The sequence below is a fragment of the Alkaliphilus hydrothermalis genome, assembly GCF_016908555.1.
GTDB lineage: Bacteria > Bacillota > Clostridia > Peptostreptococcales > Natronincolaceae > Alkaliphilus > Alkaliphilus hydrothermalis.
The window spans coordinates 13003-29350 of record NZ_JAFBEE010000015.1; the positions used below are offsets into that span (position 1 = coordinate 13003).

The 16348-nt window shown below is 36.5% G+C and carries 9 protein-coding genes and 1 pseudogene; all 10 read left to right on the top strand.

Annotated features, from left to right (window positions below; genetic code table 11):
- Positions 1–7: 7 nt before the first annotated feature.
- Positions 8–1744, top strand: a complete 1737-nt coding sequence (locus tag JOC73_RS10735; protein WP_243427947.1) for an NERD domain-containing protein — start codon at positions 8–10, stop codon at positions 1742–1744.
- On the top strand, positions 1737–5123 hold the full coding sequence (locus JOC73_RS10740; RefSeq protein ID WP_204403030.1) for a helicase-related protein: 3387 nt from the start codon (positions 1737–1739) through the stop codon (positions 5121–5123). The genes JOC73_RS10735 and JOC73_RS10740 overlap by 8 nt, the downstream gene beginning before the upstream one ends.
- A 15-nt stretch (positions 5124–5138) precedes the next feature.
- Positions 5139–6980, top strand: coding sequence for a DUF1998 domain-containing protein (gene drmB / locus JOC73_RS10745; RefSeq protein ID WP_204403032.1), 1842 nt, complete (start codon positions 5139–5141; stop codon positions 6978–6980).
- Positions 6981–7638: 658 nt separating this feature from the next.
- Positions 7639–8973, top strand: coding sequence for a DDE-type integrase/transposase/recombinase (locus tag JOC73_RS10750; RefSeq protein ID WP_330613171.1), 1335 nt, complete (start codon positions 7639–7641; stop codon positions 8971–8973).
- Positions 8974–9490: 517 nt separating this feature from the next.
- Positions 9491–10246, top strand: a complete 756-nt coding sequence (locus JOC73_RS10755; protein WP_243427944.1) for a L,D-transpeptidase family protein — start codon at positions 9491–9493, stop codon at positions 10244–10246.
- Between the two features lie 178 nt (positions 10247–10424).
- On the top strand, positions 10425–12311 hold the full coding sequence (locus JOC73_RS10760; protein ID WP_204403034.1) for a sigma 54-interacting transcriptional regulator: 1887 nt from the start codon (positions 10425–10427) through the stop codon (positions 12309–12311).
- A 146-nt stretch (positions 12312–12457) separates the two neighbouring features.
- Complete coding sequence (locus tag JOC73_RS10765) at positions 12458–12748, top strand: UxaA family hydrolase (protein ID WP_204403037.1); 291 nt, start codon at positions 12458–12460, stop codon at positions 12746–12748.
- 2 nt (positions 12749–12750) lie between these two features.
- Positions 12751–13932, top strand: coding sequence for a UxaA family hydrolase (locus JOC73_RS10770; protein WP_330613172.1), 1182 nt, complete (start codon positions 12751–12753; stop codon positions 13930–13932).
- Positions 13933–14060: 128 nt separating this feature from the next.
- Positions 14061–14977, top strand: a pseudogene (locus JOC73_RS10775) (2-keto-3-deoxygluconate permease).
- A 96-nt stretch (positions 14978–15073) separates the two neighbouring features.
- Complete coding sequence (locus JOC73_RS10780) at positions 15074–16348, top strand: four-carbon acid sugar kinase family protein (RefSeq protein WP_204403039.1); 1275 nt, start codon at positions 15074–15076, stop codon at positions 16346–16348.

The following is a 16348-nucleotide window of genomic DNA, read 5'->3' on the forward strand; positions in this document are numbered from 1 at the left end:
GACAAAGATGATTCCACCTTACATACATAAAGATGTAAAAAGTGCAGCTGAAAAAAACTTGTTTAATAAAATAAGAAATGACAACTATCTAGATGATTGGATTTGCTTCCACTCACTAGGTCTAGCTAAACATACCACTAAGACTGAAGGAGAAGTAGATTTTTTACTAGTAGGGAAAGAAGGGATATTCTCTTTAGAGGTAAAGGGTGGTGATGTAAAGAGAAAAGATGGCCTATGGCACTTTACTAATAGATATGGGTTAATAAATAAAAAATCAGAAGGCCCTTTTAAACAAGTTTCTCAAGCACATTTCTCTTTAATGAAAAACTTATCTAATCGATTCCCAGGCATAACTAATGAATGTCTATTTGGTTATGGGGTTTTATTTCCTGATATACCTTTCAAATATGTGTCTGTAGAATGGGACAATCATATTATCTATGATAAAGACGATAGATTAAAACCATTTGCACAATACTTAAGAAGATTGATTAACCACTGGAGAGAAAAACATCCTCAAAAAGGATACTTACACAAAAGTAGGATTAGTGAGGTTATAAACTATTTAAGAGGAGACTTTGAGTTAATAAAACCACTTAATATTACAATGGATGATAATGAAGAACTCTTTATAAAGTTCACAGAGGAACAATATAAAGCTCTAGATCGAATGGAATATAACAGTAGGGTATTCTTCAGAGGAACTGCTGGAACAGGCAAGACTCTTCTAGCGGCAGAAAAAGCTCGGAGGCTTGGTACATCAGGCAAGAAGGTTCTAATGCTTTGTTTCAATAAAATTTTAGCTGGCAAACTAAAGGCTACTTTTCTTTCTAATTCAGACTATAGTAACGTAAAGGTAGACTCAATTCATAAATACTTCCAAAGTGTTATAGTAAATTCAATTATATGTGAGGAGTTTAAATATGTAAAACAAGAGATATTAGAGAATGAATTCTATAAGGTTCTATACCCAGACTATTTTGTTCGAGCATTAAATGATGTGTCAGAAGAATATGACTATCTAATTATAGATGAAGGTCAAGACTTCTTATGTTACGAATATATTATGGCATTAGATTATGTAATTAAGGGCGGATTTGAAAATGGTAGTTGGGCGATATTTTATGACCCTAATAAACAGGCAGATATGTTTGGTAACTTTGATGAAGGACTGGCCAATAGTTTAAGAAATTTTGGAGCAGCAGAATATGTACTAGACTTCAATTGTAGAAACACTAAAAACATTGCAGATGCCGCATCAATGATGTCTGGTTATGATATAGAAGAGACTAGAGTCAAAACTGGAGAAGCTGTAAAATATAGTTTTTACAAAAATAAAAGTGATCAAATAACGATCTTGGCTGATACGATTAAATCATTAAAGTCTAAAGGTGTAGAATATCATGACATAACAATCTTATACCCTAGTCCTGAAATGGAAAATTCTATAATTAAAGGGTTGAATATTAATCATAAACCAGAAAAGATAACATATGACAATGCCGCAAATCTTTCAAAAGGGATAGTATCATATAGTAGTGTTCAGGCATATAAAGGGATGGAAAATAAGATTATAATTCTTATAGGCATTGAAGAATTAGATAATGACTGGATAAGCAGTGTAAATTATGTTGCAATGACAAGGGCAAAGCAAATGTTAATTATTTTACTTAATAAAAACCTTGAAGAAGTAGTGCAGGTGAAAATATTAGACTTATTACAAAGGGGGCGTCTAGTTGATTAATGATTGTAGGAATTTAAGAATTGATTTATTAAAATCTTTATCAAAAGAAATGGCAGGTCCAGGTTCGGAAAGGTATGGAGATATTGAAGAGGAAATAATAAGCGAAAGTCCACTAGAAAGATATTCGATTGGAATTCTGTACCCTCAGAATCAGAATGTTAGAATAGAAGAAGAAAATGATGATACTGGACAAAACCATATTTCGGATGGAAGTGACAAGACTCAAAGTAACGAGCATTTAGATAATGCTATTAATATTTCAAATCAATACTATCCGTCCGCTTTAGGGATGAGCTTTTATGTTAATGGTATGTGCCCTTCTATAGAGGTTCAAATTAATACTGCAATATATAGAAAACCAAAGCCTAACGAATGCTACGCCTATGTAGAATATATCCCTGAAAGTGTTAAAGCAAGCTACTTATTTGATAAAAAATTACATTATTCTGATGAAGATAAAACAATTAGCTTGATAGATAAGATTACTAAAGAAGAAAGAGAGGGGCTTTTAAATCTCTTCAATCATGATGGATATAAGAATGCAATTTATAAATTATACGAGTTTTTGCATAATGGATATAAGAGAATTCCCCTTTATGAATCTATAATCATTCCCGAGGACAACACAGAGAATATTATTCAATGGGAAAAAGAAATAATGGAAGGACTAAACTTATTCTGTGTTAGGCGACCTGATAAAGATAGAAATATTACTCTATTCACTATTACGTTAATCAATACAAATAAGTCCAAGAGAGAAAAAAGTTGTGATGAGTGCTTCTTTCAAACTCATTTTAAGGCTAGAGCAGTAAACTCTTCAACAGAATTCTTAGATTATAATATACATAATAAATACACAGATGAACTAGAAGAATTATCAAATGCAATGTTATACAGGAATTATAAAACATACGCTACTGGCCATGGTTGTGCAGTTTCATGGTCTAATGTTGACTCGGATAGGGTCAATGAACTTAATACAGAAATCATTCCTTATAAGGAAGTACCCCAACTAAAATTTGAAATTAATGAAATATCGGATATTCTACCAGTCCTTTCAATGAAAAATTTATCTGACTTATCTACCCTTTCAAAAACTGAAATAATTGACTTATTATTTAAGTTCTGCCAAAAATATGATAAATGGATTCAGGATACAAATAAGTTGAAGGATTCGCTAGATTCAGATTTCATAGACGTAGCAAATAGACATTTAAATAATTGCAGTATTGCATTAAAAAGAATGAAGGTAGGAGTAGACTTATTAAATACAGATGAAAATGTATTTAGATCATTTCAACTCGCTAATACTGCAATGTATATGCAACGACTACATTCGGAACTCCAGAGTCAGTTAAAATATCCTAACGAAGATGCTATACTTTGGCCAAGATACAAAGAAATGAATGATGAAAAAGCAGCTAAGGCAGCAAGTTGGAGACCATTCCAACTAGCATTTATCTTGTTAAATATAGAAGGCATAGCAAATAAAGAAAGTGAAGATAGAGATATAACTGATTTAATATGGTTTCCTACTGGTGGAGGTAAAACTGAAGCATACTTAGGTGTCTCTGCATACACTATTTTCCTGAGGAGAATAACGAAAAAAGAACTGTCTGGCGGTACTACAATTATAATGAGATATACATTAAGATTGCTGACATCACAGCAGTTCCAAAGAGCTAGTACATTGATATGCGCATGTGAAAAGATTAGAAAAGAAAATCCTGAAGAATTAGGAAAAGACACAATTAGTATTGGGTTATGGATCGGTTCGGATTCAACACCTAATGAAATTAATGAAGCACTACGAGTAAAAGACAAATTGGTTGCAGGTACAGAAGATAAAAACCCTTTTCAAGTTTTAAACTGTCCTTGGTGTGGTACAAAGCTTTCTCGAGAGAAGATAGGGAAAGTAAATAAGGGTAGCTGGGGTTACAAAAAAGGACTAAGACCCAAACGATTCATTATTCACTGCACAGAATTAACCTGTGATTTTAATAATGAGTTACCCATAAGGATTGTCGATGAAGATATATATAATAATCCACCAACACTATTATTCGGTACTGTAGATAAGTTTGCTTTAATGCCCTGGAAAAAAGAGATATCTAATATATTTGCTTTGGATGATAATAACGAAAACCTGACACCTGAACTAATTATTCAAGATGAACTACACTTGATATCAGGGCCCTTAGGTACGGTAGTGGGTTTATATGAAACTGCTCTTGATGCACTATGCTCTGCAAAGGGAGTAAAGCCTAAAATAATAGCATCAACTGCCACAATAAGAAGGGCAGAGGATCAAGTTAAAGCTCTATATAATCGTAGTGTAAGTCAGTTCCCACCACCAGGAATCAATGCGGAAGATTCATTTTATGCCAGACAAGATTCCCTAGAAGAAAAGCCTGGTCGTCTATATGCAGGTATCCTCTCGACTGGTAGAACGCTTACTACAACTCAGATCAGAGCTATGGCTGCATTGCTTCAATATATGAAAGAACTAGATTATTCAGAAGAAGTTCTAGATAAATATTGGACGTTAGTAGGATACTTCAATACTCTAAAAGATATTGGTAAAACATCAACCCTTGCAGATGATGATATTAAAGATCAGGTACGGAGAATATCTAGAAGAAGGAGAGTTGAAACGAGAGTTTATTATGAGGCAGAAGAACTAACTAGTCGAAAAAAAGCTGAAGAAATCCCCAAAATACTTGAAAAATTAAATGTTGCTTATCCGAGCAATGCAATTGAAATTTTGTTAGCATCAAATATGATATCAGTAGGAGTAGATGTTGATAGATTAGGACTAATGATAGTGGTAAATCAACCTAAGACAACATCGGAATACATTCAAGCAACAAGCCGCGTAGGAAGAAAATATCCAGGATTAATCTTTACATTATATGATGGTGCTAGATCAAGAGATAGATCTCACTATGAAATGTTCACGGCTTATCACCAAGCTTTCTACCGTTATGTCGAACCAACGAGTGTTACACCTTTTTCAGGACCAGCTAGAGATAGAGGCTTGCATGCGGTTTTAGTTACTCTCGTTAGACATTGGGCTGGACTTCGAAAAGATAATGATGCTATAAGATTCAGTAGAGATGCTTTAGAAAAGATAGTAGAATATATCCAATCTAGAGTTAATGATGTTATGACCGAAGAGACTGATAATACAATGAATCAGTTAAATTATTTAATAGATTTTTGGTTGGAATGTATAAATAATGGACAGGAGCTAACATACTCTACAGGTGAAAAGGACCACCTGTTATATACAGCAGGTAAAAAAAATGATAAGCATTGGGAGACATTACAATCTATGAGAAATGTTGATGTAGACTGCAATGTTACTGTCTTGGAATAAGTGGAGGTGGGTTAAATGACTAGAGAGACCCATAATAGTGGGATAAGATATCAAGCAATAAGGAGGGCCCAATTTATAACACCCTTTGGGGTTGGTAGTATTGTTGATTTCCCAGATGAATCATTAATGCCAGCAGGCATAGATTTATGGGGAAATAATGTTGGAACGATTATTAGAGACGAAAGATTGCAGCAAAGATTAGGTGTTAATTATTTCAAAATGCCTCCCTCATACGAGGAAAGTAAAAATGGAGTCCCTTTTTTTAGGTTTCCTAAATGGTTATTTTGTCCCAAGTGTCGTTCATTAAAACATGTTGACGAATGGAGGAATAATTATAATAGGCTTCAAAATCAAAAGTATAGTTGGAGAATACCGTATTGTCATACATGTAGTATAAAGTTGATTCCTACTAGATTTGTAATGGTATGTGATAAGGGACATATAGATGACTTTCCCTGGGTTGATTGGGTACATAAAGATGAACCTTGTTCTAATCCAGACCTAAAGCTGTCAACAGGAGGCACTGCCTCTGGACTTGGAGGAATAAGTGTAGAATGTAAATCACCGGGCTGCGGAAAAAAAAGAAGTATGCAAGGTGCATTCGGAGAAGATATACATAAAAATAAGTGCAAGGGTTTTAAGCCTTGGATTAATAAATATGAAGGCTGTGGGGGAACACCAAGAACATTGCAACGTGGTGCGTCTAATGTGTATTTTCCCAAAATTGTGAGTTCAATTGTTATTCCTCCCTATTCAGATGATCTAGTTAATGACGTCATAGGTCACGATGGATATAAGTTTATAGAGGGGCAAAGAGGGGCTTTTGGAGATCCAAACTCACCTTTTTTTAAACAAGCATGTGACCTTATTGCAAAAGATATTAATAGAAAAACAGGGGAAGTTGCAGAATTAGTATGGAAGTTGTTGCATAAAGAAGACAATATATGTGAGTTTAGAGAAACAGAGGTAAGTTATAGATATGAGGAATTTAAAGCTTTTTTAGGTTGCATTGAAGAAGAAAGTAAAAAATCAAAAGACTTCCATATTGAAGAAAGACAGGCCTCGGAATACAATATTCCAGGTATAGAGAATGTTGTTTTAGTACATAGGCTGAGAGAAGTTAGAGCTCATGTGGCATTTAGCCGTTTGAGGCCTTTGGAAAGAAACTATTTATTTGATGAAGAGGAACGAGAAGGAGTAGCAGTACCTGTGAGTGAAGACTCTAGCATTAAATGGCTTCCAGCAATTGAAGTGCGAGGTGAAGGTATTTTCTTATCATTTAGTACTTCTAAATTAGATAAGTGGGTACAAAGTACGCCAGAAATAGTAGAAAAGATAAAACTTATAAATAACCGTTATAATGAATTTACTGAACAACTAAAGCAGGAAAGTAGGTTAATAACACCTAAGTTTGTTTTCCTTCATACACTTGCCCACCTACTTATAAGAGAATTAAGCTTTGAATGTGGATATTCTAGTGCATCAATACGAGAAAGAATATATTGCAATGAGAGTGAAGAAGAACCTGAAATGGCTGGAATTTTGCTATATACAGCCAGCGGTGATTCTGAAGGAACAATGGGAGGATTAGTAAGGCAGGCCAAACCACAGTTTTTAAACCCTATAGTTCGTAAAGCTGTAGTTAATGCCGTATGGTGCTCTAATGATCCTCTATGCATAGAAAGCAGTGGTCAAGGATTCAGTTCTCTTAACTTAGGGGCCTGTCATGCCTGTACGCTATTGCCAGAAACCAGCTGTGAAGAATTAAATAGATTTTTAGATAGAACTACGGTTGTTGGTCTTCCACATAAACCAGAAATAGGATTTTTACATCAATTAATTAATATGATGACTTAGTTCATATATTAAGATTAAATATTAACGGTAGTATAGATTAAAATTGTTAATTTGTTAAAGTGGCTGTCTCTAACTAGAAAATAATTTCTAGGGTTGAGACGCCCTTTCTATGAAAAAAATTTAAAAAGACAAACTCCAAAGAATATACTAGTTTTGGTAAAATATAATTACCACAACTATTATATACCAAAGAGAGTGTATCAAGAATTTGAGAGAATATCAATAGTTTAACGAAATACACTTGAGTTCATATCTAATAAAAGCAAGAGGATGATTTTACTCATCCTCTTCTATCATTTTAGCACTTAAAATTAATACCATAAGCTCATCTATATTTTTAGCATTTGTATCTGTAGAAAATTCTTGATAGACATTATCCATCTAATACCCCCCTTGTAAAAACTGGTAGTGTCAAGTTTCGGCACTACTTTTTTATATTTAACTTAAACTTTTCAAGGGTTACATAGTTTTTTTTGCAAACAAAAACAATGACCCCCTTTTTCTGTTATAATTGTAATCGCCAAACCACAATTTCCATGAAAGGATGTCATTGTTTTGGATTCAATTATAACTTATTTACTACTATATTCAATATCTAGAGAGACAAATTTTTCAACTTATTTTATTTATCTCTAAAAATATTCCTCTTAAACAATGGATGTTTGATGATTCAAGGAGCCCTGAGTATCAGAAATTCAAGGTTGATAAGCTTCCTATAATTTTAAAATTTGAAAAACAGGATTATCAATTTCTTCTTCAGTACTACGAATTTCTTTATTCTAAAAAAATCAAAGCTGTACAAAGGCGTAATGGTAAAACTATTCCAGAAGATACCTTCTGCCCCCGTTGTAGTGCTCCGCACCATTACATCTATGATAATAATGATGGCAAAGGACAGTATCAATGTAAAGTTTGTGGGCAGACTTTTAATACTGGTGAAATAGTGAAAAGACCACTAGTTCTTACCTGCCCTTACTGCGGGCACACCCTTGTTCCAAAGAAAGATCGTAAACATTTTAGAGTTCACAAATGTACTAACAAAAAATGTTCTTACTACTTATCTAACCTCAGAAAACTTCCTAAAGACTTAGCACCAGAAGATAAACATAAATACAAGTTGCACTACATTTACCGTGAGTTTAGTATTGACTTCTTCAAAATGGACCTACATGCGCTGCCTCGTTGGGCTACAAATTTCAAATTTAGAAGACAGAATGCCCATGTCATGGGGTTATGCCTTACTTATCATGTAAACCTTGGTCTTTCCTTAAGAAAAACCGCTCAGGCTTTAAAAGAAGTCCATAACATCAATATCTCCCATACTATGGTGGCAAATTATGCGAGAACTGCATCAGTTGTGATTAAGCCTTTTATAGATACCTATGACTATCAACATTCTAATTCTTTAGCTGCTGATGAAACTTATATCAAAGTTAGAGGTGTTAAAGGTTATGTGTGGTTCATTATGGATGTAATTTCTCGATCCATCTTAGGGTACCAAGTCTCCGATACTAGAGCAACTGGTCCCTGTATACTTGCTATGCGTATGGCTTTTGAAAAATTTAAAAAGTTCCCTGGAGAAAAGCTTGAATTTGTTGCCGATGGCTATAGTGCCTATCCCCTTGCAAGTCAGCAATTTATGATTCAAGAAAATAAGAACTTCGACATTACACAAGTAATTGGTCTAACAAACGATGATCCTGTCTCCACAAAGTACCGCCCATTTAAACAAAAGATAGAACGACTCAATAGAACCTTTAAAGCTTCATACCGTGTTACTTGCGATTATGGTAGTGACGATGGTGCCACCTATGGTGTAGGTCTTTGGGTAGCTTATTACAACTTCTTAAGACCTCACAAATTACATCAATGGAAACGATCTTTAAATGATGTTGACATGCTACGAAAAGCTGAAAATATGCCTGCCAAGTGGCAACTCCTCATTTTCCTTGGACAACAGACAATCCTAACAATGCAAAAGAACAAAGGTTAGCATATCTGTTTTAAGATTCTTGAGCCTGAGGTACCTAGCCATCCAAAACTCTGTTTTGGACATGCCCTTGATTGCTTGGTAAAACAATGCTAAAATGCTGTGAATCAGACGGTGATACCTATCTGTTTTTGAGTTCTTTCGCCGTCGGTAAAAATTTCAGAGCATTGTTTGCCATGCTGTCAAGGGTGGCGGTGGCTAGCAGACCATTTAATTTTGCAACTAAAACATTTACCATGGCCTTTAAAGACCTGTATTTCTAATTCAAAAGTAGATTTCGTGACTTTTTTAGGTTCAGTTTTCTTTACTTTAGTTTTTCATAGGCTACTTTACACTACTGAATTTATTTACACTGTAAAACAGTGCATAAGTTCATTATACAGGGATAAAAGGAGTAGTTTTAGAGGTTAATAAAAGGTTCTCTATCAAATTAATTAAATGGATGAGTAACATAAATTTTACAGAATGTTAAGCCTATCCTATAGCATACAATTAAATGAATGCATAAGGGGGGATAAGATTGAAACAGAGGATGCTAAAAATCTGTATATGCTGTCTAATGATAGCTCTCGTTGTATCAGGTACAGCTACAGTAATAAGCTATTATAAGAAAAATCGTCCTAATGGTGATGTAAGAGGACTTAATGAATACAATCAATGGGAATCCAATATGATCAAGGAAAACCCTGATTACAATAATTTGAAGATTTTAATAGACATTTCAGAAAAAAGACTCTACCTATTAAATGGTAACCAGTTGATAAAAAAATACCCCATTGCCAGTGGCCGGCCAGGGCACCCATCCCCAATAGGGTCATGGAAGGTTGTTAATAAGGCAAAATGGGGTGGTGGCTTTGGTACTAGATGGATGGGGTTGAACGTACCGTGGGGTAAGTTCGGAATCCACGGAACCAACAAACCAAATTCAATAGGGGCCAACGCCTCGGCTGGATGTATTAGAATGAAGAATAGCGATGTAGAAGATCTATACAAATATGTCAAGCATGGTACACCTGTAGCAATTGTCAACGGCGAATTTGGTCCCTTTGGGTATGGATTACAGACCATTCGACCAGGGGATTTTGGATCAGATGTGGTTGAAGTACAAAGGCGACTAAGGGCCTTGGGGTACTATCAGGTGGAATACCTAGATGGAAAGTATGGACCCTATATGGAACAGGCACTGTATAAGTTTCAAAAAGAAAATAATCTTCCTAAAGATCCTGTTATTACATATGAGACATTAAAGGCACTGGGAATCGTCATTATGGAGTAACAAGTGAAATATATCAGCCAAATCCTCAAAATGAAGGTCCTATTGATGAGAAAATCATGATAGGGCCTTTACTATATCTTCTTAGGAACTAATCGCTATAATTAAAATCAATTAAAGGGAATATTCTAAATATATAGAATTAATCATGAAAGACAAATATATATGGTGGTGCATTCCTATGTATGAAAAGATTGTATTGATCGCTCCCTATGCTGGATTAAAGACAATATCAGACCAAGTTGTGGAGGAAAATAATATTGACCTTACTACCAGGACAGGAGATATGTTTTTGGGAGTAGCAGAAGCCCAAAAGGCAAAGGCAGAAGGAAAAAAGGTCATCATTAGTCGCGGTGGTACTGCAAAGGTAATCAGGGAAAATGTGAACATACCGGTTGTGGAGATAAAGGTAACTGGTTACGACCTCCTTAGGGTTCTGCATAAATACAAGAATGTAAAAAAGAAAATTGCAGTTATAGGTTATGACAATGTTGTATCTGGGGCCAAAGTATTATCTGGTATTTTAGGAATAGATATAAAGTATTTTCCCGTACTGGAGGAGGAAGAGGTAGAAAAGAAAATAGAATTAGCCTATCAGTCTGAAATAGACATTGTTATAGGGGATACCATTGCTGTGAGGATGGCGGAGAGAAAGGGAATGGAGTATGAACTGATTAGCTCTGGTAAGGAGGCTATTTTAAACTCTATTGAAGAAGCCATCAAGCTATATGAAGCTATTGAGATAGAGAGGGAAAAGAACCAGAGAAATAGGATTGTACTTGACTTCATCAATGAAGGGGTTGTTGCGGTGGATAAAAGCGGTAAAATAATCATCTACAATCCCATGGCCGAGAAAATTTTTGGTATCCCGAGGGAAAATGCCATGAATAAGAATGTAGCTGAAGTCATCCCCAATACTAGAATCACGAATGTTTTACTCAGTGGAAAGGAAAAATTAGGGGATATCCAAAATGCTGGTAATGCCATCATAGCAACCAACAGAGTACCCATTATACTGGAGGATGAAGTGAAGGGAGTCGTAGTTACCTTTCAAGATATCACGAAAATCCAAGAGGTAGAAAAGCAAATTAGGCAAAAGTTATTAAAGAATGGACTGACAGCAAAAAAGACCTTCAATAACATTATAGGGGATAGCCCAATAATCCAGAAGGCGATCAAAATGGCAAAGGAATTTGCTAAATCAGAATCCACCATATTGATCTCCGGTGAAAGTGGGACAGGAAAAGAGGTTTTTGCTCAATCGATCCATAATGAGAGTAGTAGACGGAATGGACCCTTTGTAGCGATTAATTGTGCAGCGATACCAGGAAATCTATTGGAGAGTGAATTGTTTGGGTATGTTGAAGGAGCCTTTACTGGAGCACGTAAGGAAGGAAAGAAGGGTCTGTTTGAGCTTGCAGATAGGGGTACTATTTTCCTAGATGAGATTAGTGAAATGGATATCCAAGTACAGGCAAGGATACTCAGGGTGATACAGGAAATGCAGGTTATGAGAATTGGGGACGATAAGATTATTCCGATTGACGTCAGAATTATTGCTGCAACCAACAAGCATTTGCTTAAGGAAGTAAAGAATAAAACCTTTAGAAATGATTTGTATTATAGACTCAATGTACTTAATATTTATATTCCACCCTTGAGGGAGAGGACAGGAGACATAGAAGCAATTGGAAACTACCTACTGAGAAAATTATGCAAAAAATACAATAAAAGAATGTGTCGGCTCAGTAAAAGAGTAGTGGAAATCCTGAACAATTATGAATGGCCTGGTAATATTAGGGAAATGGAAAATGTTATGGAAAAATTAGTTTTAATCGGAGAAGAAGAGATCTTTAAGGAAGATAGCCTCCATCTTGTTTTTAATGAACTTCAAACCATGGTGAGTAAGGAAACGGAGGAGATAGATTATCTCGAAGGTTCTTTGGAGGAGATAGAGAAAAAAATTATAAAGAAAGTATTAGAGGAAGAGGGCTATAATAAGACGAGGGCTGCCGAAAGGCTGGCAATTACCAGAGTCACCTTGAATAAAAAGCTAAAAAACGTATAGAAAATATACAACCACCCTTAAAAAATATACAAAAAACCACTATATGAGGAATGTCCATACTACTAAATGCCCCTTTACAGGGACATTTTTTTTTGGCATGATAATTGCTTTATAATACTGTGAAGATATGAATAGGGGGTGAAAGGATGCACAATAATGGAATTATAGCGCATTCAAAGGACAATGTTTGCACAATCGTCCAAGAATTAAAGGCAAAGGACACAATAATGATTAAAGACGCTAATCGGGAGGAGAATTTCCACGTTATTCAGGATATTCCTTGTTTCCACAAAGTTGCCCTAGTGGATATAGCCAAGGGGAAGGAAGTATTTAAGTACGGAGAGGTGATAGGGGTTGCCTCTGGGGATATTAAAAAAGGTGAGCATGTACATGTACATAATGTTGAGAGTACAAGGGGTAGAGGAGATAGAAAGTAGAAATGGAGGTGTTTAAGGTAATGGTATTAAAAGGATATAAGCGGGAAAATGGCACCTATGGCATTAGAAATCATGTTGCAATCATACCAGCCTCAGTATGTGCCAGTGAAACAGCGGTAAGGATCAGTAATTTAGTTCCTGGAAGTGTTGCTCTACCACATCAGCATGGTTGTTGCCAGATTGGGGACGACTTAAAGCTGACAATCGATACTTTAATTGGCCTAGGGAAAAATCCTAATGTTGGGGCGGTTTTAGTAGTTGGTCTAGGATGTGAAGGCGTTCCTCCAAAGGAGTTAGTTGAAGGCATCAGTGAGACTGGAAAAAGAGTAGAAAAAATTATTATTCAAGATTTGGGAGGAACTTTAGGAGCCATTAGAGAGGGAGGCAGGATAGCTTCGGAGATGGCAAGGGAGCTATCCCAGCAGGAAAGAGTAGAATTTGATATAGGGGAGCTTACGCTGGCCATTGAGTGTGGTGGGTCAGATCCTACCTCAGGAATAGCGTCAAACCCTGCTGTTGGATATGCTTCGGATCTATTAATTAAGAATGGCGGATCTTCAATATTATCAGAAACAACAGAGCTAATTGGTGCCGAGCATATTTTAGCCCAGCGATGTATTAATGAAGAAGTTGCCCAGAAACTTTTTAAAATTGTTCAAGATACAGAGGATAGGGCTATTGCAATGGGTACTGACTTAAGAAGTGGTCAACCCACACCGGGCAACAAAGAAGGAGGACTTACGACGATAGAGGAAAAGTCCTTGGGATGTATATACAAGGCTGGCCTTTCACCGGTTATAGGGGTATTAGGATATGCAGAGCAAGTCAATGAAGGCAACAAAGGATTATATGTAATGGATACCCCAGGACAAGACATTGATTCTATCACTGGAATGTTGGCTGGGGGCGCACAAATAGTGGTATTCACCACAGGTAGAGGAACACCTACGGGATCTCCTATAGCACCAGTCATTAAAGTGACGGGCAATAGTTCAACCTTTCATAAGATGCAGGACAATATCGATATAAATGCAGGGAGAATAATTGACGGAGAAGCCAGTATTCAAGAGGTGGGTCAGGAAATACTCAACGAAATGATAAAGGTTTCAAATGGGAAATATACTAAGGCAGAAAGTCTAGGGCATAAGGAGTTTGGCATCTACAGAATTGGAACGACTTTCTAGCATAAAAAATTAATTGAATATTCAACAAAACATTAAATGGTACATACTTTGTGTAAAAATGATTAAATAATACGGGGGGCTTTGTTATGCAAATTAAAAAAGCGATAGAAAGAGTACCGGGTGGAATGATGGTCATTCCCTTGATTTTAGGGGCCTTCATCAACACTTTTTTTCCAGAAGCACTTCAAATAGGGGGTTTTACAACAGCGTTATTTAAGAATGGAGCTGGAACCCTTATCGGGATGTTCCTATTCTGTATGGGGGCAGGAATTAGCTTTAAGGCGGCACCAAAGGCATTAAAGAAGGGGGCTGTAGTCACTGCTAGTAAGTTCCTAATTGCAGTGGCAATTGGTCTGATTGTATCTAAGGTATTTGGTGAAAATGGATTATTTGGTCTTTCATCCCTTGCAATTATCGCTGCTATGTCCAATACGAATGGTGGGCTTTATGCAGCGCTTACAGGTGAGTTCGGTGATGAAACAGATATTGGAGCAATAGCCATCGTATCCATCAATGATGGGCCATTTTTAACGATGATTGCTTTAGGAACGGCAGGAATCGCTAACATTCCTTTGATGTCTCTAGTGGCAGTCATTATACCTATTGCGCTGGGAATGATTATTGGTAACCTAGATGAAAATATGAGAAAATTCCTAGTAGCAGGTGGGCCAATACTAATTCCTTTCTTTGCCTTTGCATTGGGGCAGGAATTGACTTTGCTATGCTAATTAAAGCCGGACTACCAGGATTATTATTAGGGGTAATGACGGTTGTTGTCGGTGGTTTCTTTAATATCTATGCCGATAAGATAACTGGTGGTAGTGGTATTGCAGGGGCAGCAGCATCTTCAACCGCTGGTAACGCCGTGGCAACTCCGATGGCAATCGCCATGGCTGATCCGACAATTCAGGCCCTTGCAACTGTAGCAACGCCACAGGTGGCTGCCTCAACAATCACTTCAGCATTATTGACTCCTGTGTTGACCTCCTATATAGCTAAAAGAAATAAGAAAAAAGAAAAGCTAGAGGCGGAGGCCCAGCAGTAATTTAACTAATGAATATAATGGGGAGAGGACTCATCTCACCATTATATTCATTGTTCTAATGTTGAGTAGCTCAAATAATAGAAGAAGGTGAAGATAATGCAGGATAGAAGACTAATTTTAATAGCAGATGACTTTACTGGATCAAATGATACTGGGGTCCAATTCAGTAAAAATGGTCTGAAAACTGTAGTGATGACAAACTTAGACTTACTAGATGAGGCACTATCTAATTGTGATGTATTGGTGGTGGATACGGAAAGTCGTTTTGACGATAGCAAGACAGCCTATGACAAAACCCTTCGCGTAGGCCATTTGATTAAAAGAAACAAAGTCAATTATTTTTATAAGAAGCTGGATTCTACATTTCGTGGAAATATTGGTAGTGAGATCGCAGGTGCAATGGATGGAATAGGTGTTGACTTTGCCATAGTAGCCCCTGCCTTTCCTGCTGCTGGAAGAAAAACATTGGGTGGTAGGGTTTATGTTCATGATACGCTATTAGAAAAGACTGAAGTGGCAGTGGACCCCAAAAACCCAGTTATGGAATCATTTATTCCTGCTATCATAGCTCAGCAAAGTGACAAGCGAACCGCAATTATCGATAGGTCAATAGTTTTGTACGGTATAGAAGCACTACACAAAGCAATTATAGACCAAAGGAATAGGGGGGTAGAAATCATCGTAATTGATTCTGTTGATGCTGAGGATCTCAATACAGTAGCCCAAGCTATAGCTCAAATGAAAGATAGATTCCTTATGGTTGGTTCAGCGGGGTTAGCGGAGTTTTTGCCCAAGACCTTAAAACTCATGAAGGAAAAGAAAAGTATAGGTGTAATCGTGGGAAGCGTCAGTGATATAACTAGAAAACAAGCTAATTACGCTATCGATAAATATGGTTTAGAAGAAGTAATCATACATATCCAAGACATGTTTACTTCAAAAGAAGAAGAGAAGAAAAGGATCTTAGGGAAGGTAATTAAGCTAGTAGAGGAAAATAAAGATTTTGTTCTACGCAGTACTAAAACAGCGGAGGATGTCAATCAGGCAATTGACATTGGCAAAGAATATGGCCTCGATAGCTATGGAGTAAGCGATAAGATCGCCCAATTTATTGGTGAGATAACAAAGGGAATACTAGATAGCTCCTGTGTAGCTGGTCTAATGCTTACAGGAGGAGATATTGCCATTAAAGCAGCTACCATGCTGGGGGTATCGGGGACAATGATTAAGAATGAAATTTTACCCGGCATCCCCTATGGGTATTTTTTACACGATACCTATGGAAATTTACCGATAGTGACTAAAGCGGGAGGATTTGGGGAAGAGGACGCAATCATCAAGGTCATAGATTATTTAAGAAGGGAATGCTAA